The sequence below is a fragment of the Maricaulis sp. genome, assembly GCF_030149235.1.
Lineage (GTDB): Bacteria > Pseudomonadota > Alphaproteobacteria > Caulobacterales > Maricaulaceae > Maricaulis.
Genome location: NZ_JASBRW010000037.1, coordinates 1 through 20,719, shown reverse-complemented (window position 1 = coordinate 20,719; position 20,719 = coordinate 1). Strand labels below are relative to the sequence as shown.

General features: G+C 62.7%; 20 protein-coding genes. 11 read left to right on the top strand and 9 right to left on the bottom strand.

Features of this window, described 5'->3' with window-relative positions:
- Window positions 1-41: 41 nt before the first annotated feature.
- The 3 genes from clpA to phaP form a co-directional block, all read right to left on the bottom strand.
- Window positions 42-2,357, bottom strand: a complete 2,316-nt coding sequence (gene clpA / locus Q1V51_RS05320; protein ID WP_300553845.1) for an ATP-dependent Clp protease ATP-binding subunit ClpA — start codon at window positions 2,355-2,357, stop codon at window positions 42-44.
- Window positions 2,358-2,361: 4 nt separating this feature from the next.
- Window positions 2,362-2,691, bottom strand: a complete 330-nt coding sequence (gene clpS, locus Q1V51_RS05315) for an ATP-dependent Clp protease adapter ClpS (protein ID WP_300553842.1) — start codon at window positions 2,689-2,691, stop codon at window positions 2,362-2,364.
- A gap of 245 nt (window positions 2,692-2,936) precedes the next feature.
- Window positions 2,937-3,353, bottom strand: a complete 417-nt coding sequence (gene phaP, locus Q1V51_RS05310) for a TIGR01841 family phasin (protein ID WP_300553839.1) — start codon at window positions 3,351-3,353, stop codon at window positions 2,937-2,939.
- Between phaP and Q1V51_RS05305 the strand changes: the two genes are divergently transcribed.
- The 7 genes from Q1V51_RS05305 (at window position 3,331) to rpmG (ending at window position 12,266) form a co-directional block, all read left to right on the top strand.
- Window positions 3,331-3,825 carry a hypothetical protein gene (locus Q1V51_RS05305; protein WP_300553837.1) on the top strand — a complete coding sequence of 165 codons (495 nt, stop codon included), beginning with the start codon at window positions 3,331-3,333 and terminating at the stop codon, window positions 3,823-3,825. The genes phaP and Q1V51_RS05305 overlap by 23 nt on opposite strands.
- A 9-nt stretch (window positions 3,826-3,834) precedes the next feature.
- Window positions 3,835-5,127, top strand: coding sequence for a D-alanyl-D-alanine carboxypeptidase family protein (locus Q1V51_RS05300; RefSeq protein ID WP_300553835.1), 1,293 nt, complete (start codon window positions 3,835-3,837; stop codon window positions 5,125-5,127).
- 131 nt (window positions 5,128-5,258) lie between these two features.
- Window positions 5,259-7,829, top strand: a complete 2,571-nt coding sequence (gene topA / locus Q1V51_RS05295) for a type I DNA topoisomerase (protein WP_300553833.1) — start codon at window positions 5,259-5,261, stop codon at window positions 7,827-7,829.
- A 3-nt stretch (window positions 7,830-7,832) separates the two neighbouring features.
- Window positions 7,833-10,088 (top strand): ribonuclease R, encoded by a 2,256-nt coding sequence (rnr, locus tag Q1V51_RS05290; protein ID WP_300553831.1) that lies wholly within the window; start codon window positions 7,833-7,835, stop codon window positions 10,086-10,088.
- Window positions 10,085-10,765, top strand: a complete 681-nt coding sequence (locus Q1V51_RS05285) for an NUDIX hydrolase (protein ID WP_300553829.1) — start codon at window positions 10,085-10,087, stop codon at window positions 10,763-10,765. The genes rnr and Q1V51_RS05285 overlap by 4 nt, the downstream gene beginning before the upstream one ends.
- 71 nt (window positions 10,766-10,836) lie before the next feature.
- On the top strand, window positions 10,837-12,015 hold the full coding sequence (locus tag Q1V51_RS05280; RefSeq protein WP_300553827.1) for an MFS transporter: 1,179 nt from the start codon (window positions 10,837-10,839) through the stop codon (window positions 12,013-12,015).
- Between the two features lie 83 nt (window positions 12,016-12,098).
- Entirely contained in the window at window positions 12,099-12,266 is a 168-nt protein-coding gene (rpmG, locus tag Q1V51_RS05275; RefSeq protein WP_009800672.1) for a 50S ribosomal protein L33, read from the top strand.
- A 29-nt stretch (window positions 12,267-12,295) separates the two neighbouring features.
- Here the strand turns inward: rpmG and Q1V51_RS05270 are convergent, their stop codons facing one another.
- Together Q1V51_RS05270 and Q1V51_RS05265 are read right to left on the bottom strand one after the other, a co-directional pair.
- Window positions 12,296-13,660, bottom strand: coding sequence for a PleD family two-component system response regulator (locus Q1V51_RS05270; RefSeq protein WP_300553825.1), 1,365 nt, complete (start codon window positions 13,658-13,660; stop codon window positions 12,296-12,298).
- Window positions 13,661-13,673: 13 nt separating this feature from the next.
- The gene (locus Q1V51_RS05265) at window positions 13,674-14,051 is read right to left on the bottom strand and encodes a response regulator (RefSeq protein ID WP_366522711.1); all 378 of its coding nucleotides are present in this window, start codon (window positions 14,049-14,051) and stop codon (window positions 13,674-13,676) included.
- Between the two features lie 175 nt (window positions 14,052-14,226).
- Here Q1V51_RS05265 and Q1V51_RS05260 point away from each other — a divergent pair, with 175 nt between their 5' ends.
- Both Q1V51_RS05260 and Q1V51_RS05255 read left to right on the top strand, forming a co-directional pair.
- Window positions 14,227-15,120 (top strand): ROK family protein, encoded by an 894-nt coding sequence (locus Q1V51_RS05260; protein ID WP_300553822.1) that lies wholly within the window; start codon window positions 14,227-14,229, stop codon window positions 15,118-15,120.
- Window positions 15,117-16,388, top strand: a complete 1,272-nt coding sequence (locus Q1V51_RS05255) for a DNA polymerase IV (protein ID WP_300553819.1) — start codon at window positions 15,117-15,119, stop codon at window positions 16,386-16,388. The genes Q1V51_RS05260 and Q1V51_RS05255 overlap by 4 nt, the downstream gene beginning before the upstream one ends.
- Here the strand turns inward: Q1V51_RS05255 and Q1V51_RS05250 are convergent.
- A complete protein-coding gene (locus Q1V51_RS05250; RefSeq protein ID WP_300553817.1) occupies window positions 16,385-17,281 on the bottom strand; it encodes an alpha/beta hydrolase in 897 nt (298 codons plus the stop codon). The two genes, Q1V51_RS05255 and Q1V51_RS05250, sit on opposite strands and share 4 nt — an antisense overlap.
- Window positions 17,282-17,381: 100 nt before the next feature.
- Between Q1V51_RS05250 and Q1V51_RS05245 the strand changes: the two genes are divergently transcribed.
- Complete coding sequence (locus Q1V51_RS05245; protein ID WP_300553814.1) at window positions 17,382-17,840, top strand: RidA family protein; 459 nt, start codon at window positions 17,382-17,384, stop codon at window positions 17,838-17,840.
- A 56-nt stretch (window positions 17,841-17,896) separates the two neighbouring features.
- Here Q1V51_RS05245 and Q1V51_RS05240 read toward each other — a convergent pair whose 3' ends face one another.
- Window positions 17,897-18,640, bottom strand: a complete 744-nt coding sequence (locus Q1V51_RS05240; RefSeq protein ID WP_300553813.1) for an SDR family oxidoreductase — start codon at window positions 18,638-18,640, stop codon at window positions 17,897-17,899.
- A 175-nt stretch (window positions 18,641-18,815) separates the two neighbouring features.
- On the opposite strand from Q1V51_RS05240, the gene Q1V51_RS05235 reads away from it, so the two are divergent.
- Complete coding sequence (locus Q1V51_RS05235) at window positions 18,816-19,559, top strand: DsbA family protein (RefSeq protein ID WP_300553811.1); 744 nt, start codon at window positions 18,816-18,818, stop codon at window positions 19,557-19,559.
- 54 nt (window positions 19,560-19,613) lie between these two features.
- Here Q1V51_RS05235 and Q1V51_RS05230 read toward each other — a convergent pair whose 3' ends face one another.
- Together Q1V51_RS05230 and thiS are read right to left on the bottom strand one after the other, a co-directional pair.
- Entirely contained in the window at window positions 19,614-20,417 is an 804-nt protein-coding gene (locus Q1V51_RS05230; RefSeq protein ID WP_366522710.1) for a thiazole synthase, read from the bottom strand.
- Window positions 20,418-20,618, bottom strand: coding sequence for a sulfur carrier protein ThiS (gene thiS, locus Q1V51_RS05225; RefSeq protein WP_300553807.1), 201 nt, complete (start codon window positions 20,616-20,618; stop codon window positions 20,418-20,420).
- Window positions 20,619-20,719 lie beyond the last annotated feature (101 nt).

Below are 20,719 nucleotides of genomic sequence, written 5' to 3'. Positions count from 1 at the left end.
CCCGTCAGCAGCGCCGTCTTCATCAGGTCTGAACCTGGGACTTAAGCCTTTTCGGCCTTGTCCTTGGCCCCCTTCTTGTTACGCGGCAGCAGCCGATCGCCAGGCGTGATGTGGAAGTCAAGGCGTTCCGTGTCGGCTTCGTCGATATCCACCTTGACCAGGCCGCCCTTCTTAAGCTCGCCGAACAGGATCTGATCCGCCAGCGGCTTCTTGATGTGCTCCTGTATCACCCGTCCGAGCGGGCGGGCACCGAAGCGACTGTCATAGCCGCGATCCGCAAGCCAGGCCGTCGCATCCGGGGTCAGCTCGAAAGTCACGCCGCGATCGATGAGCTGGGCTTCCAGTTGCAGCACGAACTTCTCGACGACGCGAGAGATCGACTCGGCGCTGAGCGGTGCGAACGGAATGACTGCATCGAGACGGTTGCGGAATTCCGGCGTGAACAGCTTCTCGACGGCCTTGTCGGCTTCGTCGGTCTTCTTGCCACGACCGAAACCGATCGCTTCCTTCTGCGCATCGGCCGCGCCCGCATTGGTGGTCATCACCAGGATGACATTGCGGAAATCAACCTTCTTGCCGTTCGAGTCGGTCAGCGTTCCATTGTCCATCACCTGCAAAAGGATATTGAAAAGGTCCGGATGCGCTTTCTCGATCTCGTCGAGCAGCAGAACACAGTGCGGGTGCTGATCGACCGCATCGGTCAACAGACCGCCCTGATCGAAGCCAACATAGCCCGGAGGTGCGCCGATCAGGCGGGAAACCGCGTGACGCTCCATGTATTCGGACATGTCGAAGCGTTCCAGATGGACACCCATAATGTCGGCCAGCTGCTTGGTGACCTCGGTCTTGCCGACACCGGTCGGGCCGGAGAAGAGATAGCAACCAATCGGCTTGTTCGGCTCGCGCAGGCCGGCACGCGCCAGCTTGATCGCAGTCGACAGCTTGGTGATCGCCTCGTCCTGGCCAAAGACCACACGCTGCAGATCGCCTTCGAGATTCTTCAGCGCCGTCTCATCGTCCTTGGACACGGACTTCGGAGGAATGCGGGCAATGGTCGCAACCACGCCTTCAACTTCCTTCACGCCAATCGTCTTCTTGCGTTTGGACGCCGGCATCAGACGCATCTGGGCTCCGGCCTCGTCGATCACATCAATCGCCTTATCGGGCAGTTTGCGATCCCCCATGTAGCGCGAAGACAGCTCGACAGCGGACTTCAGCGATTCATTGGTGAAGCGGACATCGTGGAAATCCTCGAAATAGGATTTCAGTCCCTGCAGGATCTTGATCGCATCCGGCACCGACGGCTCGACCACGTCGATCTTCTGGAAGCGCCGAGCCAGGGCCCGGTCCTTCTCGAAGTGCTGACGGTATTCCTTGTAGGTCGTTGACCCCATACAACGCAGCTCGCCGGACTGCAGCGCCGGCTTGAGCAGGTTGGATGCATCCATCGCCCCGCCCGACGTCGCGCCTGCACCGATGACGGTGTGGATCTCGTCGATGAAGAGGACGGCATTGTCCTTTTGCTCGAGCTCCTTGACGACCTGCTTCACGCGCTCCTCGAAATCACCGCGATAGCGCGTGCCGGCCAGGAGCGAACCCATGTCCAGCGAGTAGATCGTCGCGGTCGCGAGCACTTCGGGAACCTGGCCTTCAACGATCTTGCGCGCAATGCCCTCGGCGATGGCGGTCTTGCCAACACCCGGGTCACCGACCAGGAGCGGATTATTCTTGCGGCGGCGGCACAGCACCTGGATGCAGCGCTCGACCTCCGAGTCGCGCCCGATCAGCGGATCAACACCGCCAGCCTTGGCCTTCTCGTTCAGATTGACGGTGTAGGCGGTCAACGCATCACCATCTTTCTGCTTTTCTTCCGGCTCCTCATTGGTTCCGCGCACGGCACGGGACTCGGTCGCGCCGGCCTTGCGGCCAATACCATGGGAGATGAAGTTGACCGCGTCATAGCGCGTCATGTCGCGCTCGGCGAGGAAGTAGGCCGCATGGCTTTCGCGCTCGGCGAACAGCGCGACGAGCACATTGGCCCCGGTCACCTCTTCACGTCCGGCATTCTGGACGTGAATCACGGCGCGCTGGATCACCCGCTGGAAACCCGCCGTCGGCTTGGCGTCCTCGTCGTCGTCGACAACAAGCTCGGTCAGCTCGCTGTCGATATACTCCACCAGGGTCGCACGCAGCTCGTCGAGATCGACATCGCAGGCCTTCATGACCGCGCTGGCATCCTGATCGTCCACGAGGGCAAGGAGGAGATGCTCCAGCGTAGCGAATTCGTGCCCACGCTCATTGGCATAACCTAAAGCGCGGTGCAGGCTGTCTTCTAAGTCGGTAGAGAAACTCGGCACCACTCTATTCCTTTTCCATCGTGCACTGGAGCGGGTGCTGACCGCGTCGTGCAGCGTCCATAACCTGAGCCACCTTGGTTTCGGCAACCTCGTACGTGTACACACCGCACATACCGACGCCGTTCTGATGAACGTGGAGCATTATTGTTGCTGCGTCTTCGGGAGTTTTCCGAAATATTCGAACGAGAATCTCAACGACGAACTCCATGGGCGTGTAGTCATCATTGAGTAGCAAAACACGGTAAAGCGAAGGTTTCTTTGTCGCCGGGCGGGTCTTTGTCGCCAGGCCGGATTCCTCGTCAGGGCCCGCATCTTCTTGATTTCGTTCGGTCATATTATAATCGGTCTAATTTTTACTCAGGCACTTCGCACAGATAGATAGGAAGGAGCGGACGGGCCGGAAAGAGGCCTCCTGCAAACCATCCATCACTTTATGGTAACATGAAGTCCAGCCGGTTTCCCGGCTTTTCCCCGGCCGCAAGAATCCACCCGCAGCTCACCGCAAACAAAATGGGCCCGGCGCGAACGCCGGACCCATCTTCACTCACGAGTTTGGGATGACGCTACGGCGCCACTCGCTTAACGCTGGGACTGAGCCAGATCGATTGCCGCAGAAACGCGGTCATTGATCGGCTTGGCCGAGTTCTTCATCAGGTCGGAGAACAGCTCGGACGTCTTGTTCAGCTCGGACAGGTAGGTATCCATGGCGGACTTGGCGTAGTCAGACTGGATCTCGAAGATTTCCTGGACCGATTTGGCAGAGGCGACAGCCTTGGTGACCGCGACGCTCTCTTCCATGGCCGACTTGGCATAAGCGACGGCATTGGAGTTGACGGTTTCGATGCCCTTACCGGTGACGGTAACGGACTCGATCATGGCGTCCACGGTTTCCTTGTGGAACTTGGTGGCATCATTAACGGCAGACAGGGTCTTCTCGAAGCCTTCTTTGACGGCTTCGTTGGAGGCGGTGGTCATGGTTTCCAGGGTCTGGTTCATATCAATTCCAACTTTGGCTTGGGCGGCCGGGGCGGCGGCCGCAGAGTTCGTCTTCTTGTCAGCGGCAGGCTTCGGTGCCGCTTTTTTCGCAACCGGCTTTTTCGGTGCGGATTTCTTCGGAGCCGGCTTGGCGACCGGCTTCTTCGCAGATGCAGTCTTCGCGGCCGACTTTTTCACCGGAGCCTTTTTCACCGCGGCTTTGGCAACCGGAGCGGCCGGGGCAGTCTCGGATGCAGCAACCGGCTTGGCAATGTCGCGCGGCTTGGAGGGCGCGGCAGGCTTGGCAGCTTTGGGTTCGGTCTTTGGTGTGTCGGTCATGGCTCACACTGTGCTGATGCTTGACTACATCTTCGCAGTCGCAGCATTTATACGCACCTGCAGCACGCCCGTCAAGCGAATTTTGTGCACCGCACAAAACCCGGATTTTGCCCGGGGATTAGGCTTAACCGGCTGGAAACAGCCTGCCCTTTAGACTTTCGGCATGAGCATTCTTCGCGTGCTGATAATCGCCCTGAGCGCGAGCCTCCTCGCCCTGACCCTGCCGGTCGCTGGAGCAACGGCCAATGAACGCTATGCGGCCTTTGTCGTCGACCAGGGCACGGGCGTGGTCATGCATTCGCGTCGGTCAGAGGCCCAGCGCCATCCAGCGTCTCTCACCAAGATGATGACGCTGTACATGATCTTCGAGGCGATAGAACTCGGTGAGATCGGACTGCAAGACCAGATCCGCGTCAGTGCCCGGGCTGCTGCGGCTCCGCCCTCGCACCTGGGATTGCGTACCGGCGACGCCATCACGGTTGAAGACGCCATTCTCGCCCTGATCGTCAAAAGCGCCAATGACGTCGCGCTGGCCGTTGGCGAGCGTCTGGCAGGAGGGGAAGCCCGCTTTGCCGAAGCCATGACCCAACGGGCCACCGGTCTTGGTTTGGAAAACACAGTGTTCCGCAACGCGTCCGGCCTGCCGGACGCCCGCCAGGTCACCAGCGCCCGCGACATGGCGCGACTGGCCATCGCCTTGCATCGCGACTACCCCCAATACTTTGCCTATTTCAACGCCGACAGCTTCACCTATGGCGGCCAGACCTACCGCAATCACAACTCGCTGGTCGGACGCGTCGACGGCGTTGATGGCCTCAAGACCGGGTATATCCGCGCCTCCGGCTTCAATATCGTCGTCTCTGCCGAGCGTCACGGTCACCGCCTGATTGCCGTTGTGATGGGCGGGCCGACCGCGCAGGCCCGCGATGCCCATGCCGAAGAATTGCTCGACGCCGCCTTTGGCTCCCTTGCCCGCCGCCAGGAAACCCAGCTTTTCGCCGAACTGTCCTCGCCGCGGCTCAACCCGGTGCGCGAACAGCGCCTGATCGCGCACGATTTCGCCGCGCTCGGTGTCGCAGCCCCGACAGAAATGGGGTCAGCCGAGGCCAATCAACCGCTACGGATCGAACTGACCGACGAACTGCGCGAGCCGGGCACCGCCCCCATGCAAGGCGCCGAGGCAGAAGACGCCGGTCCGCCCGCTTCATTCACGGTCTGGTCGGTCCAGGTCGGCGCCTATCATTCTGCCGATCAAGCGCGCGCACGCCTGTCACGTATCGCCCATGTCTCCACCGCACTGGATGGCGCCCAGCAAGCCGCGCGCCGGGTCGAGACCGATAATGGCGTGCTCTGGCGCGCCCGCTTCGAGGCCCTGAGCGCCTCCCAGGCCGATGCCGCCTGCGCCGACTTTTCAGCCCAGGGCGAACCCTGTTTCACGGTCGCTCCGGGCCGCTGAGACTGGCCTCGCGGCAAACGGCCCCCGCACAGCCGAGTTGACAGCGCCAAATCGGTCGCACACCTTCGCGCGCCCCGATCGCTAAGCTTTGAGCTTGGAGATTCTCCCGTTCCGGACTGGATGCTGCCCCGATGAATGTTGTCGTCGTCGAATCGCCTGCAAAAGCAAAAACCATCAATAAATACTTAGGTTCCGACTATACCGTGCTGGCGAGTTTCGGGCATGTCCGCGACCTTCCGCCGAAGGATGGTTCGGTCAAGCCGGATGAGGATTTCGCGATGGACTGGGAGGTCGACAGCCAGTCGGCCAAGCGCGTCAAGGCGATCGCGGATGCGGTCAAGGAAAGCGATCGCCTGATCCTGGCGACTGACCCGGATCGCGAAGGCGAAGCGATTTCCTGGCACCTGCTCGAAGCGCTGACCAAGCGCCGCGTTCTCAAGAATGTCGACGTGCAGCGGGTCGCCTTCAACGCTATTACCAAGCCGGCGATCCTGGAGGCCATGCGCCATCCGCGTGCCGTGGATATGGAGCTGGTGAACGCCTATCTGGCGCGCCGCGCGCTGGATTATCTGGTCGGCTTCACCCTGTCGCCGGTGCTTTGGCGTAAACTGCCCGGTTCGCGTTCCGCTGGCCGTGTCCAATCCGTAGCCCTGCGCCTGATCTGTGACCGGGAACTGGAGATCGAAAAGTTCACGGCGGAAGAATACTGGACTGTCGATGCCGATATCCGCGCCGGTGGGGATCCGTTCCGGGCCAAACTGGTCAGCCTTAACGGCAAGAAACTGCAAAAGCTCTCGATCAAGGACCGCGCTTCGGCCAATGCCGCGGTAGACGCCATCAATGCGGCCGACCTTTCGGTAACCTCGGTCGAAGCCAAGCCGACCAAGCGTAATCCGCCCCCGCCCTTCACCACCTCAACACTGCAGCAGGAAGCCGCCCGCAAGCTGGGCTTTTCCGCCACCCGCACCATGCAGACGGCGCAGAAACTCTATGAGGGCGTGAATATCGGTGGCGAGACGGTGGGTCTCATTACCTATATGCGTACCGACGGCGTCTCCATGGTCAGCGAAGCCATCAACCAGGTGCGCGACGTCATCGCCGACGAACATGGCGCACTCTACGTGCCGCCCAAGCCGCGCTTCTATTCCTCCAAGGCCAAGAACGCCCAGGAGGCGCACGAGGCGATCCGCCCGACCAGTTTCTCGCGCCTGCCCAAAACACTCAATCTCGACGGCGATATGGCGCGTCTCTACCAGCTGATCTGGCGCCGCGCGGTCGCCAGCCAGATGGAAAGCGCCCGCTTCGAGCGCACCACGATCGATATAACCAGCTCGGACCAGCAGACCGCCCTGCGGGCCACCGGTTCGGTGTTGCAGTTCGATGGCTTCCTGACGCTCTACCAGGAAGGCCGCGACGATGAAGAGGACGAAGGCGAAGCCCGCCTGCCCAAGGTCGAGCAAGGTGCGGCCGCTTCGGCAGAGAAAACCTATGCCGACCAGCACTTCACCCAGCCGCCGCCGCGCTTCACCGAAGCCTCGCTGGTCAAGCGTATGGAAGAGCTCGGCATTGGCCGCCCTTCGACCTATGCCTCGACGCTGCAGGTGCTGCGCGACCGGGAGTATGTCCGCATGGACAAGAACCGCTTCCACCCGGAAGACAAGGGCCGCGTCGTCACAGCCTTCCTCGAGAATTTCTTCGCGCGCTATGTCGAATATGACTTCACCGCGGGCCTCGAGACCCAGCTCGACAAGGTCTCGGCCGGGGATCTCGACTGGAAGCAATTGCTGCGCGATTTCTGGACCGAATTCCGCTCGGCGGTAGACGAGATCGGCGAGCTGCGTATTACCAATGTGCTCGACGCGCTCAACGAAGCGCTCGCCCCGCACATCTTCCCGGCGACCGAAGACGGCTCTGATCCGCGCCTGTGCCCGTCCTGCAAGGAAGGCACGCTGAGCCTGCGTCTGGGCAAATTCGGGGCTTTCCTGGGCTGTTCCAATCACCCCGATTGCAAATTCACCCGCCAGATGAGCCCGACCGAGGCGCAGAGCGTTATCGAGGGCGATGGCAAGATCGCGATCGACCCTGACAGCGGCAAGCCGATCATAATGAAGGATGGCCGGTTCGGCATTTACCTGGAAATGGAAGTCGACGGCGAGGACAAGCCCAAGCGCGCCTCCATCCCCAAGGGCTGGGATCCGCACGCGCTGACCGAGGACAAGGCGATTCAGCTGATGAGCCTGCCGCGCCTGGTGGGCAATCACCCTGATGATGGCGAGCCGATCACCGCAGCGATTGGCCGCTATGGGCCCTACGTCCATCACGGCAAGACCTATGCGAACCTGCAATCGGTCGAGGATGTGTTCGAGATTGGCCTCAATCGCGCCGTCTCGGCCATCGCCGACAAGATCGCCAATCCGGGCCGCCGCGGCCAAGCTGCAACCGCGCTCAAGGAGCTCGGCGAGCATGAGGGCAAGCCGGTCCGCATCATGAGCGGCCGCTATGGTCCTTACGTCAAATACGAGAAGATCAACGCCACCCTGCCCAAGGGCACAGAGCCGGAAACGGTGACGCTTGAACAGGCCATGGAACTGGTCAACGCCAAGGCGGCAAGGGGCGGCAAGAAAAAGGCGCCGGCCAAGAAGAAAGCGCCCGCCAAGAAGAAGACCACGGCCAAGAAGACCACCAAGAAAGCAGCGGATTGAGGCGTGAGCAAACCGGATCCGAAACTGGCCGGCTTCACCCGCGAAGGCCTGGTCGAGGCCGTCAAACAGGGCGAGGGCCAGTTCGGCAAGCGCGAGCTTGCACGTGCACTCGGCCTGAAGGGCTCCGATCACAAACGCCATCTCAAGGAACAATTGGCGATCCTTGAGCAAGAAGGCGTCATCGCCAAGGATTCCAAGCGCAATTACGTCCTTGCCGGCGCCCTGCCCGCGGTCACCGTGGTGATGATCACCGACCGCGACAGCGATGGGGAATTGCTGGCTGAGCCGGTCCGTGCCGACCGGGCAGCCCCGGTCATTCGCCTCGCCCCTGGCGAGGGCGCGGGCGGCCCGGGCCAGCCCGCGCTCGGGATCGGTGACAAGGCCCTCGTCCGCCTCGCAGTGCAGGATGACGGTTCCTATGAGGCACGCCTGCTGAAGAAGCTCGGCCAGAGCGCGCATCGTGTGCTGTGCGTGATGCGCAAACCGGAAAAGGGCTATGCCCGCCTGATGCCGGTCGACAGACGCACACGGCACGAACTGGTCCCGGCCAAGGGCGAGAATGACAAGGCTCAGGATGGCGATCTCGTCCTGGTGCGCATTGCCAAGGAACGCCGCTACGGGCTCAAGACCGCCGAAATCGTTGAAGTGCTCGGCGATGTCGACAGCCCCGGCGCCGGCAGTGTTATCGCCCTGCACGCCCATGGTGTGCCGCAAGGCTTCTCCGAGGCCGAGCTGGCCGAGACGAAAAAGATCAAACCGGCCAAGATGGGCCAGCGCGAAGACCTGCGCGCCCTGCCGCTGATCACCATCGACCCGGATGACGCGAAAGACCATGACGATGCGGTCTTTGCGGCGCGGGACGAGGACGAAAGCAATAAGGGCGGCTGGGTCGTCATTGTCGCCATCGCCGATGTCGCCGCCTATATCGAACCGGGCGGCCAGTTGGACCGTGGCGCCTTCAAGCGCGGCAATTCCGTCTACCTGCCCGACCGCGTCGTGCCGATGCTGCCGGAGCGCCTGTCCAACGATCTGTGTTCACTGCGCGAGTTGGAAGAGCGCCCCTGCATGGCCGTTCGCATGGTGTTTGACCAATACGGCCAGAAACGCTCTCACCGTTTCATCCGCGGCTGGATGAAGTCGGCGGCGAAACTCTCTTATACCGACGCCCAGAACGCCATCGACGGCGGCGGGCCGGACAAGGCCGTACAATTGCTCGACAGCGTCCTACGGCCGCTATGGGGCGCCTATGCGGCCCTTTCCAAGGCGCGCGCTGACCGCGAGCCGTTGGAAATCGATGCGCCCGAACGCCGCGTTAGGGTTGGTGAGGATGGTCAGGTCCTTGGAGTTGAAGTGCGACAGCGCTTCGACGCGCACAAGCTGATCGAAGAATTCATGATCCAGGCCAATGTCTGCGCCGCAGAAAGCCTGGAAATGAAACGCACCCCGCTGATCTACCGGGTGCATGAACAGCCCTCGCTGGAGAAGATCGAGGGCCTGTCCGACTTTCTCCAGACCGTGTCGATGAAGTGGAGCAAGGGCGAGAAGGCGACGCCGAAACGCTTCAACAAGCTGCTCGCCCAGGCCAAGGGCACCGAACACTATGAGACCGTCAACGAGGTCGTGCTGCGCAGCCAGTCCCAAGCCATCTACGATACCGAAAACCTCGGCCATTTCGGCCTCAATCTCGACCGCTACGCCCATTTCACCTCGCCGATCCGCCGCTATGCCGACCTCACCGTCCACCGCGCCCTGATCCGAGCTCTGGACCTTGGCCCTGATGGCCAGACTGATGAGGAACGCAGCCGCCTCGACACGATCGCGGAAGAGATCACGCATTCGGAACGCCGCGCCATGGCGGCCGAGCGCGATGCGGTCGACCGTTTCATTGCGCTTTATCTGGCGGAACGCGTCGGCGGTGAATTTGAAGGCCGGATCACCGGGGTCACCCGCTTTGGCGCCTTTGTCCGGCTGCTGGAAACCGGAGCCGACGGCCTGGTTCCGATCAGCCAGCTCGGAGCCGAGCGCTGGCATCATGATGAGCGCGCCCATGCTCTGGTCGGTGAGGAAAGCGGAAATCGCTATCGCCTGGGCATGACGGTTACCGTGCGAATCGAGGAAGCCACGCCGGTGACCGGCGGGCTGCTGCTCGATATCCTGACCCGGCCGGAAAAAGGCCCGCGACCGACGCGCCGTGCAGGCATGCGGCGCCCCGGTCATGCTCCGCGACGCGGCGGACCGAAACGAGGACGCCGTCGATGAGTGATGAGCGCCGCAATGAAAAGCTCAAACCGATCCGTCCGCGCCTGGCGGCGTCGCTGATCCTGACCCGCGGCGAAGGCGCCGGGCTGGAAGTGCTGATGGGCCGGCGCTCGTCCAAGCATGTCTTCATGCCCAATAAATACGTCTTCCCGGGCGGCCGGGTCGACCGGGCGGACGCCACCGCGCCAATCGCCCGCGACCTTGAAACGACAGCCCTCGACATGATGAGCCGCCGCATCCCGGAACACCGGGCCCGCGCCGCCGCGGTGGCCGCCGTGCGTGAAACAGCCGAGGAAACCGGTCTCTTGATTGCCCGTCCCGGCCAGCATCATTCCCGCCACCCGCACTGGCGCCCTTTCCTGCGCGACGGCGTACTGCCCGATCTGGGCGAACTGCGTCTGATTACCCGCGCCATCACGCCTCCGGGCCGCACGCGCCGGTTCGACACCTGGTTCTTCACCGCCGATGCCTCCGCGCTCGCCGATGACCGTGCACCTCAGCCCAGCGACGAGCTGGAAGACGTGCAATGGGTGCCCTGGGACCAATCCCGATCGCTCGACCTGCCGATCATCACGCATTTCGTTCTAGACGAACTGAAACGCGTGCAGCCGCCGGCGCCGGAGCCCCCGCGCTGGATCCGCGAGGTCCGCGGCGGCATGGCTGTGGACATGCTCTAGCTGGCCATCTGATCGGCCAGGTTATTTTTCAGCACTAAGACCTGTACCCGGCTAGGAGTAAGTCAGCGGCCATGGTGTCCTTGTTCATCGATGATCGGTTTGCCCAGACGCGCTCGCTCGTCGCGGCCATCTCCTGTGCCATGGTCTGCGGCATCGTATTCGGCCTGTCCATGCCGCTGGTCTCGCTGCGGCTGGAACATATGACGGGCTCCGGTCTGATGGTCGGCCTCAATGGGGCAGCAGCGGCCTTGTCGACCCTGCTGATGGCCCCGCTGGTGCCGCGGCTGATGACCTATATACCGCCCCGCCTGCTTCTGGCCGGCTCGCTGGCGGCGGCGGCGGCGCTCTTCGTGCTGTTCCCAAATTTCCCCAATGTCTGGGTCTGGTTCCTGCTGCGCTTCAGCGTGGGCTGTTTCATGACCGTGATCTTCGTGATCTCGGAAAGCTGGATCAACCAGGTCGTCACACCAGAGCGGCGCGCCATGATGCTCGGTGTATACGGCACCGCCCTCGCCGGCGGTTTCGGGACGGGCGGGCTGTTGTTTTCCTCTCTGCATGGCGTTGGCGATGCGGCTTTCTATATCGGCGGCCTGATATTCCTGATGGGCGTGATCCCCATCTTCTTCCTGCGCGGGCCTGACCCAACCGCCCCCGACGCTCATGCGGCATCCGTGGTCAGCATGATCAAGATGATCCCGATGGCGCCCGCCGCGATTCTCGCGGGACTGGCCTTCGGGGCGATCGAAACCCTCATTTTCTCGATGATGCCGGTCTATGGCGAACGGATCGGCCTCGATCATTCCATGATCGGGATGATGATCGTCGCCGTCGCGCTCGGAGCCATCGTGTTCCAGATCCCGGTCGGCTGGGTCGCGGACCGCACCGACCGGCGCCTGACCTTGTTGTGGATCGCCTGCGCCGCCACGATCGGACCCATTTTCGTCGGCCTTGCCGGGGCCAACATCCCGCTGCTGCTGACCGTGATGTTCTTGCAGTCAGGAGCCGTCAGCGGTCTTTATACCGTCGGGCTCTCACTCCTGGGGGAACGCTTCACCGGCGGTGCCATTGCTGCGGCCAATGCCGCTTTCATCTTCGCATACGGTCTGGGATCATTTGGCGGCCCGCCGGCCGCTGGGATCGCCATGGACCATGCCGGCCCCTGGGGCCTGCTCTGGGTCCTGTCCGCAATTGCCGGGGGCTACGTGCTGATCGTCGCCTGGCGTGCAGTTCGGGCACCGTCAAACAGTTGACACACGCCCTCCCATGAGTATGTTCGCGCGCTCTCGCGACGGCATGGGGCCGCTCGCGCGCGTAACACCAGGACTTTAGAGCCATGGCGAAGCCGACAACCATCAAAATCCGCCTGAACTCCACGGCTGGTACGGGTTATTTCTACGTGACCAAGAAAAATGCGCGCACCATGACCGAGAAGCTCGTGCTGAAGAAGTACGACCCGGTTGCCCGCAAGCACGTCGAATTCAAAGAAGGCAAAATCAAGTAAGCAGACTGATCTGCTTGTTTGATGCGTGATCAGGCTGCGGCATTCACCGCGGCCTGAACGCGATTCCGGCCCTCGGTCTTCGCTTCATAGAGCGCAGCATCAGCCCGACGCAGAAGCGACTCAACGCTCTCGCCCGCATGCAGCTGGGCCAGGCCTACACTCACCGTGACCGGAACCTCTCCGATCCCGTCGACCTGGAACGGGGTCTCGCTGATCACCCGGCGCAGACGCTCGGCTGCGATCTGGGCTTCAGCCAGACCCGCGCCCGGCATCATCACCACGAATTCCTCACCGCCATAGCGGGCCGCCTGGTCCAGCGCCCGCAGATCGCTGCCGAGACGCTCTGCAAAGACCTTGAGCACCGCGTCACCGGCCTCGTGGCCCAGCGTGTCATTGACGCGCTTGAAATGGTCGATATCGGCGATCAGCACCGAGACCGGCGCTCCACCCACATTGGCACTCTCGACCGCATGATTGAGCCGGGCTGATAGGAAACGGCGATTGTGCAGCCCGGTGAGCGGATCGATTACCGCCATCTCGAGGCTTTCATCGAGCCGGTTACGCAGCTTGTCGGCATAGCGGGCGCGGCGCAGCTGGGTGCGCAGACGCGCGGCCAGTTCCTGGGCGTCGACCGGGCGATGCAGAATATCGTTCACGCCAAGATCAAGGGCCCGAACGGCGCTCGGCGTATCATCGGAATTGATGATGGCGATCAAGGGCATTTGCCGCGTCTTCGGCATCGAGCGGATGCGCGCACAGACGCGCAAACCATCAAAACCGGTATGACTCAGATCAATCAGGGCGATGTCACAGCGCACGGCGACCGCTTCCACAGCTTCGCCCGGAGCGGTGACACAACGCCCGGATACACCTTCGGGCATAGCATCGTTGTAGCGCGCGCCGGCCTTGGCGTCGGGCGTGATAATCACCGCCTCAGCCTTGCCGCCATCGAGCTCGGCGGGATCGCTGACAATGCCCGCCAGAGCCCCGCCCTGGTCGCGATAGCGCAACTCGTCGAGCACGGCCTTGAGCCGCAAGAGGCTGCGCACCCGGGCAAACAGGGTGACGTCATCAACCGGCTTGGTCAGGAAGTCATCTGCTCCGGCCTCGAGGCCATTGATGCGGTCCTCGCGCTGGTCGAGCGCGGTGACCATGACCACGGGGATATGGCGCGTGCGATTCTCCGCCTTGAGCCGGCGGCAGGTCTCATAACCGTCCATGCCCGGCATCATCACGTCGAGCAGGATCAGGTCGGGTTGTTCGCTATTGGCGACGCTCAGCGCCGACGGCCCGTCATGGGCCGTGCACACGTCGAAATACTCGGCCTGCAATTTGGCTTCGAGCATTCTGACATTGGCGGGTTGATCGTCTACGACAAGGATACGCGCACTCATCGATCCTTGCCCCCTAGTCCAGGAATTGACGCACCGTCTCGATAAAGGTGGACACGGTGATCGGCTTGGACAGATAGGCTTCGCATCCGCCCTCACGGATGCGCTCTTCATCACCCTTCATGGCAAAGGCCGTGACCGCGACGACCGGGATCGTCTGCAGGCTTTCATCATCCTTGAGCCATTTGGTGACTTCCAGGCCGGACACTTCCGGCAGCAGGAGATCCCTGAGAATCAGGTCGGTGGTGTGTTCGCGCGCCATCTCGAGCGCCTTGAAACCATCCTTGGTCTGCAAGGTCTCGTAACCATGAGCCTCCAACAGGTCGTTGAAGAGCTTCATGTTGAGCTCGTTATCCTCGACGATCAGGACCTTTTTCGGCATGACCTGCAGCATGTCGGCGACGCGCTTCCCGTTGATGACGCACCTTTAGGTGCTTGATAAACCCCACCTGCACTAAACCCTATCTTCCTTAACTAACCATGAGTCTGGGGCGGATTTCCTCGACTTTCGGAACAAGTTAGGAACAAGATAGGTCTCCCAAGGCATTTCATCCAGATACGGCAAAATAATGTTTCGCATCGGCATCGACCTCGGCGGCACCAAGATTGAGGCTCTGGGCCTCGATCCGAACGGCCGCGAGATCCACCGCGCCCGCATCGCAACGCCACGCGATTATGACCGCTCGCTCGCTGCGATTTGCCAGCTGGTGCAGGAGGCGGAGGCCGCGACCGGCGAGCGCGCCCATGTCGGTATCGGCCATCCCGGCTCGCTGAGCCCGGATACGGGCCGCATGCGCAACGCCAATTCGGTCTGGCTCAATGACCGCCCCTTCGCCGAGGACCTCGGCCGCGCCCTCGATCGCCCCATGCGATTCGCCAATGACGCGGATTGCTTTGCCCTGTCGGAAGCGACCGACGGGGCCGGCTGCGACGGCCGCATCGTCTTCGGGGTGATTCTCGGCACCGGCGTTGGCGGCGGTATCGTCATTGACGGCCGGTTGCTCGATGGCGCCCAGCGCATTGCCGGGGAATGGGGTCATAACCCCCTGCCCTGGATGCAGCCCTCCGAATATCCCGGCGAACCCTGCTGGTGCGGCCAGACCGGGTGTATCGAAACTTTCCTCTCCGGTCCCGGATGGGCGACGCATTGCAACCGGCAATACGGCACCGAACTCAGCGCCCGCGACATCGCCCTGGCACAGACACCCGAGGCTGAAGCGAGCCGCGAGGCCTATGCGCATCGTCTGGCACGCGCGCTCGCCAGCGTCATCAACATCATCGACGCGGACACCGTCGTTCTCGGCGGCGGCGTGTCCGACACGTCGGGCCTCGCCGAGCGGACGCAGGCGCTGCTGGGTGAATTCCTGTTTTCCGATGGCGTCAAAACCAAAGTGCGGACGCATCAGCACGGCGCCAGCTCCGGGGTGCGCGGAGCGGCCTGGCTTTGGCAGGTCGAGGCATGAGTGCCCGGGCCGCCTATTGCCGGGCCTGTCTCACTCCGCTCGACGCAGAGCCCCTCAAATGCAGCGCGTGCGGCGCCAGGCGCATTGTGCGCCACGACGAACTCAATGCGCTCGCCATCGCCCATATCGATTGCGACGCCTTCTTCGCCGCCATCGAGAAACGCGACAATCCGGAACTGGAGGACAAGCCCGTCATCATCGGCGGCGGGCGGCGCGGTGTCGTCTCGACGGCCTGTTATGTTGCGCGGATCTATGGCGTGCATTCGGCCATGCCGATGTTCAAGGCGCTCAAGGCTTGCCCAGACGCCGTCGTGATCCGGCCCGATCACAGCAAGTATTCGCGCGAGGGCCATCGCATCCGGGAGTTGATGCGCGCCATTACGCCCCTGGTGGAACCCTTGTCGATCGATGAGGCCTTCCTCGACCTGACCGGGACGGAACGCCTGCATGGCGCGCCACCAGCCCACACCCTGCTGCGCCTGCAACGCCATATCCTCGAGGAGGTCGGCATCACGGTGTCTGTCGGCCTGAGCTTCAACAAATTCCTCGCCAAGACGGCCTCCGACCTGGAAAAGCCCGACGGGTTTGCTGTGATCGGCCAGGGCGAGGTGCTCGATTTCCTAGCGCCCCGACCCGTGCGGGCCATTTATGGGGTCGGTCCGGCCTTTGCCCGCAAGCTTGAACGGGACGGGCTGCATACCCTCGCCGATATCCGCAAGCGCGGCGACAAGGCGATGGCCCAGCGCTATGGCGATATGGGCTATCGCCTGGCCCGGCTGTCGCGCGGCGAGGATCACCGCAAGGTCGATCCGGTCGGCGAACGCAAGAGTGTATCCAGCGAGACGACCTTCAACACCGATCACAGCGACAAGGAGACGCTGGAGGGCGTGCTGTGGCGGCTTTGCGTCAAGGTCGCCGACATCATGAAGACCAAGGATATCTCCGGTTCGGTGGTGACGCTGAAGCTGAAAACCTCGGCCTTCAAGACGCTGACCCGGAGGCGCACGCTGAGCGAACCCAGCCAGTTGGCCGACACGCTGTTCCGGGTCGGGCGGGAACTGCTCGCGGCGGAGCTCAACGGCACGCAATACCGTTTGATCGGCATCGGCTTTTCCGAACTCACCCAGGCCGTCGGCGATGCCGGCGACCTGCTGGATCCACAAGCGATCCGGCGCGCCACCGCCGAACGGGCCATGGACCAGGCGCGGGCGAAATTCGGTACAGACGCCGTGATCAAGGGCCGCGCCCTGAAACCGGCCAAACGCTAGCCGGTAATGGAAAACTCGGTTGCGGCCGACTGGAACAACACCTCATCGAACCAGTCGAAGGGCAAGGGCCAGAAACCGGACGCAGCCCGGCTGAACGCCCCGTGATGGTCAATGCGCTCGGCCCCGACCGAGGCGGGATCGATCCGCAAATGCGCCTTCGGTGCCGCGCTGTAAATCCGTAGGAGATCGTCGGCGGCGCGCTGTGAGCACAGCTGGTCATCGCTGAAGCTCCAGCTGCGGATCGGCGCGCTGACCCGGTCGAAAGAATGCTCGCCGAGGGCGTCGAAAAATTCGCTGAAATAGCCTGGGCGCTGGGCCCATTGCCGCCATTGCAGGAAAACATCGCGCGGCAGGGCCGTCCCGCTCCACAAACCGCCGGCCGGGATACGCCCGTGCAGGGCCAGCATGAGCGGGCCGTAGAGCCACCAAAACATGCGCGCCTTCGGCCGCCAGCCCGGCTCATGAGCGCCATGATAGCCAGTCCCGACCGTGATGAAGGCATGGGCTTGCGGTGTCAGCGCATTATCGGCGAAGCCCAGCAAATGCCCGCCGACGGAATGCCCCAAGGTCACAAGCGGCTTGCCGGGCGCCAGAGCGGCGGCGGCGTCGAGCGCGGCGGCAAAGTCCAGCCGGGCCCAGTCCATGATATCGGCCTGGAAACCGCGCATCGTCTGCGGCGCCGACCCGGCAATGCCGCGATAATCATAGATCAGGCTGGCATAACCCCGCTCGGCACCATAGGCCGCCAGGCGGGTATAAAGCTCTTTGGGGAAACCTGTCCCCGACGAGATCAACACCGCCGCCCGCGGTGACGCCGGGCAGATCGACTGGGCCGACAGGGCAAACCCGTCGCGGGCCCTCAGATTGACGTCTTGCGTGATGATCTCGGTCATGGCGCCAGCATGCCCATTTACGTGAACGTCAGGTCAAGCGACGCGATTGCATAGCAAGCATTCCGACTTTAAGAGCGGTGCAAACCTCTGGGAGAGTTCAATGACTATCGAAACCCGCCTTGCCGAACTCGGCATCACCCTGCCCGAGCCGGTCGCTCCGGTCGCCAATTACGTGCCCTTCGTGCGTTCCGGCAACCAGGTCTATATTTCCGGCCAGATTTCGCTCGGTGCGGACGGGCTGGTCACCGGCACGCTGGGTCAGGACATGAATGTAGACGCGGGCCAGGCCGCGGCGCGCCTGTGTGCGATCAACCTGATCTCCCAGCTCAAGGCCGCCTGTGACGGCGATCTCGAGCGCCTGCAGCGCGTTGTGAAGCTGGGTGGCTTCGTCGCCGCCGCACCGGGCTTTTTCGACATTCCCAAAGTCATCAATGGCTGTTCCGACCTGATGGTCGAGGTCTTCGGTGACAAGGGACGCCACGCCCGCTCCGCCGTCTCCTGCCCGGCCCTGCCGCTCGGCGCCGCGGTCGAGGTCGACGGCGTGTTTGAAATCGCCTGAGAGAATAGAGCCTGAAAGGCGAGCCAGACCGGCTCGCCTTTCAGCTGGGCCCGGTCCTAGGACGTCATGCCGCCATCGGCATTGATCACCGCGCCGTTGATGTAAGAACTGTCGTCAGACGCCAGGAAAGCCGCCAGCTCGGCGATTTCCTCGACCTTTCCGTAACGGCCCAGCGGCACCATCATTTTCTGGAAATCCGCGTGATCGCCATCGGCCGGGTTCATGTCCGTGTCGATCGGTCCGGGCTGGATGACATTGGAGCGGATCTGCTTGCGCCCGAGCTCACGCGCAGCGCCGCGCGACAAGAGCTGCACACCCGATTTCGACGCGGAATAAACCGCAATGCCCGGCGCCAGCACGCCCTCGGCCGCGATCGACCCGATGGTGATGATCGAACCGCCCGGTGCCATGACATTATAGCCCGCACGGAAGCCCTCGAAGGGCGCGCGCAGATTGATCGCCATGGTGCGTTCCCATTCCTCGTCGGAGCATTTGGCAATCGTCGTCATCGGATAGACGCCGGAATTATTGACCAGGATGTCGAGCTGACCATGGCGCTCGGCCGTCTCGCGCACGAGCTTGTCCGTCTCGCCGGAGACCGAGGCATCACAATGCACCGCCTCGGCTTTTTGCCCCATGCCGCGGATCGCCTCGGCCACGGCTTCCGCCGCATCCTTGGAGCCGCCATAGCTGAGTACGACCGTGGCCCCTTCCGCGCCGAACTGTTTCGCGATCGCCGCGCCGATGCCGCGACCTCCTCCGGTGACCAGTGCGACCTTGCCGTCCAATCGACCTGCCATGATGCGTCCTCCCGCTTATTGTCTGGCTTGGACGTGGAGCTTAGAGCGCCATCGCCAAACGGCCAGCCCTCAAGACCACAACACGGGTATTTTACTGCGCTTCTGTAGAGCAGGCCTCGAAAGCCGCGCCGGGCTCGTCTAGATAAGGAGGCAGATTTCCTGGAGGGTCTTGTCCATGTACCGTTTCTTCGCGCTCATTGCTGCGTCCATCGCCCTGATCAGCTGTCAGCAACCGCCGGCCAACGCCCAGTTCGACGAAGCCGATCGCGAAGAAATCCGCGAGATCGTGCGGGAATACATCATCGAAAACCCGGAGATCATCGAGGACGCGCTGATCGAGCTGCAGCGCCGCGCCCGCGACCGCGAACTCAACTCCTTCTACACAGCGATCGAGGCCAACCAGGACGCAATCTACAATGATGAGCGCGACCCGCGCCTCGGTCCGGATAATGCGCAGGTCACCATCGTCGAGTTCATGGATTACAAGTGCGGCTATTGCCGTGTGGCCGGCGAATGGGTCGACGACGTGCGCGAACGCTATGGCGACCGCGTCCAGTTCATCTTCAAGGAATACCCGATCCTCGGCCCGGAATCGATCGAGGCCGCGCGCGCCGCGCTGGCGGCTCACCGCCAGGGCGTTGAGGTCTATGAGCCCTTCCACATGGCGCTTGTCACGGCCTCGGGCCCGCTGCCGGGATCCCGTATCGACCAGCTGGCCGAGCTCGCGGGTGTTGATGTCGAGCAAATGCGCGAGGACATGAGTGATCCGGCCATCATGAGCCATATCGGCGATGTCCGCCGCCTGGGCCAGGTCATGGGCGTGACCGGCACGCCCTTCTTCATCCTCAACGGCACCGTCATCCCGGGCGCCAATACGATGGGTCTGGAAGAAGCGCTGCAGCAAGCGCTGGCCGAGTAAACCGGGTCCAGTGCGTGATCGGGGCCGGGCGCTGTAGCGTCCCCCGCCGCCTTCCTAGATCAGGCCACTGAGCGGGCTCGACGGGTCGGCGTATTTCTTTTTCGGCATACGACCGGCGAGATAGGCCTCGCGACCGGCGATCACGGCATGCTTCATCGCCTTGGCCATGCGGATCGGGTCCTTGGCCTCGGCGATGGCGGTATTCATCAACACCCCATCACAGCCCAGCTCCATCGCCACAGCGGCATCGGACGCCGTGCCGACCCCGGCATCGACGATGACCGGCACCTTCGTCTGCTCGATGATGAGGCGGATATTGACCGGGTTCTGGATGCCCAGGCCCGAACCGATCGGGGCGCCCAGCGGCATGATGGCGCAACAGCCGATCTCTTCCAGCTTCTTGGCGTAGACCGGGTCATCGGAGCAATAGACCATGACGTCGAACCCGTCCTTGATCAGCATTTCCGCCGCCCGCAGGGTTTCCGCCATGTCCGGATAGAGATGTTTCGGGTCGGACAAGACCTCGAGCTTGACCAGGTCCCAGCCACCCGCCTCGCGCGCCAGACGCAGCGTGCGCACCGCATCCTCGCCGGTGAAACAGCCTGCCGTATTGGGCAGGAAGGTGTAATCCTCCGGCGAGATGAAATCGACGAGGCGCGGCTCGTCCGGGTTAGACAGGTTCACCCGGCGCACCGCCACCGTGATCATGTCCGCACCGGAAGCTTCAAGCGCGTGGGCATTCTGGGCATAGGTCTCATACTTACCGGTGCCGATAATGAGGCGGGAATTGAAGGTCCGGCCGGCGACGACGAGCGATTCGTCCTCCAGCGCGCGATCCAGGGTCATGGCGTCATCCATTTATCCACCTCCGACGAAGGCGACGATCTCGATTTTGTCGCCGCTCTGCAATTGGGTCTCGGCATAGGCCGATTTCGGTACGATTTCGAGATTGCGTTCAACGGCCACCTTGCGGCTATCCAGGCCCAGCTCGCCCAGCAGTCCGGCAATATTCAGGCCTTCATCGACCCGTTTTGCTTCCCCATTGACGGTGAGGTCCATGGCGTTAACCGCTCCGCTTGCTTGTCTCGCTGTTCCAACACGTCGTAGAACTTCGTCGCGGGGGGACGCAAGGCCATGACGCAAGTGATCTACATTCTGAA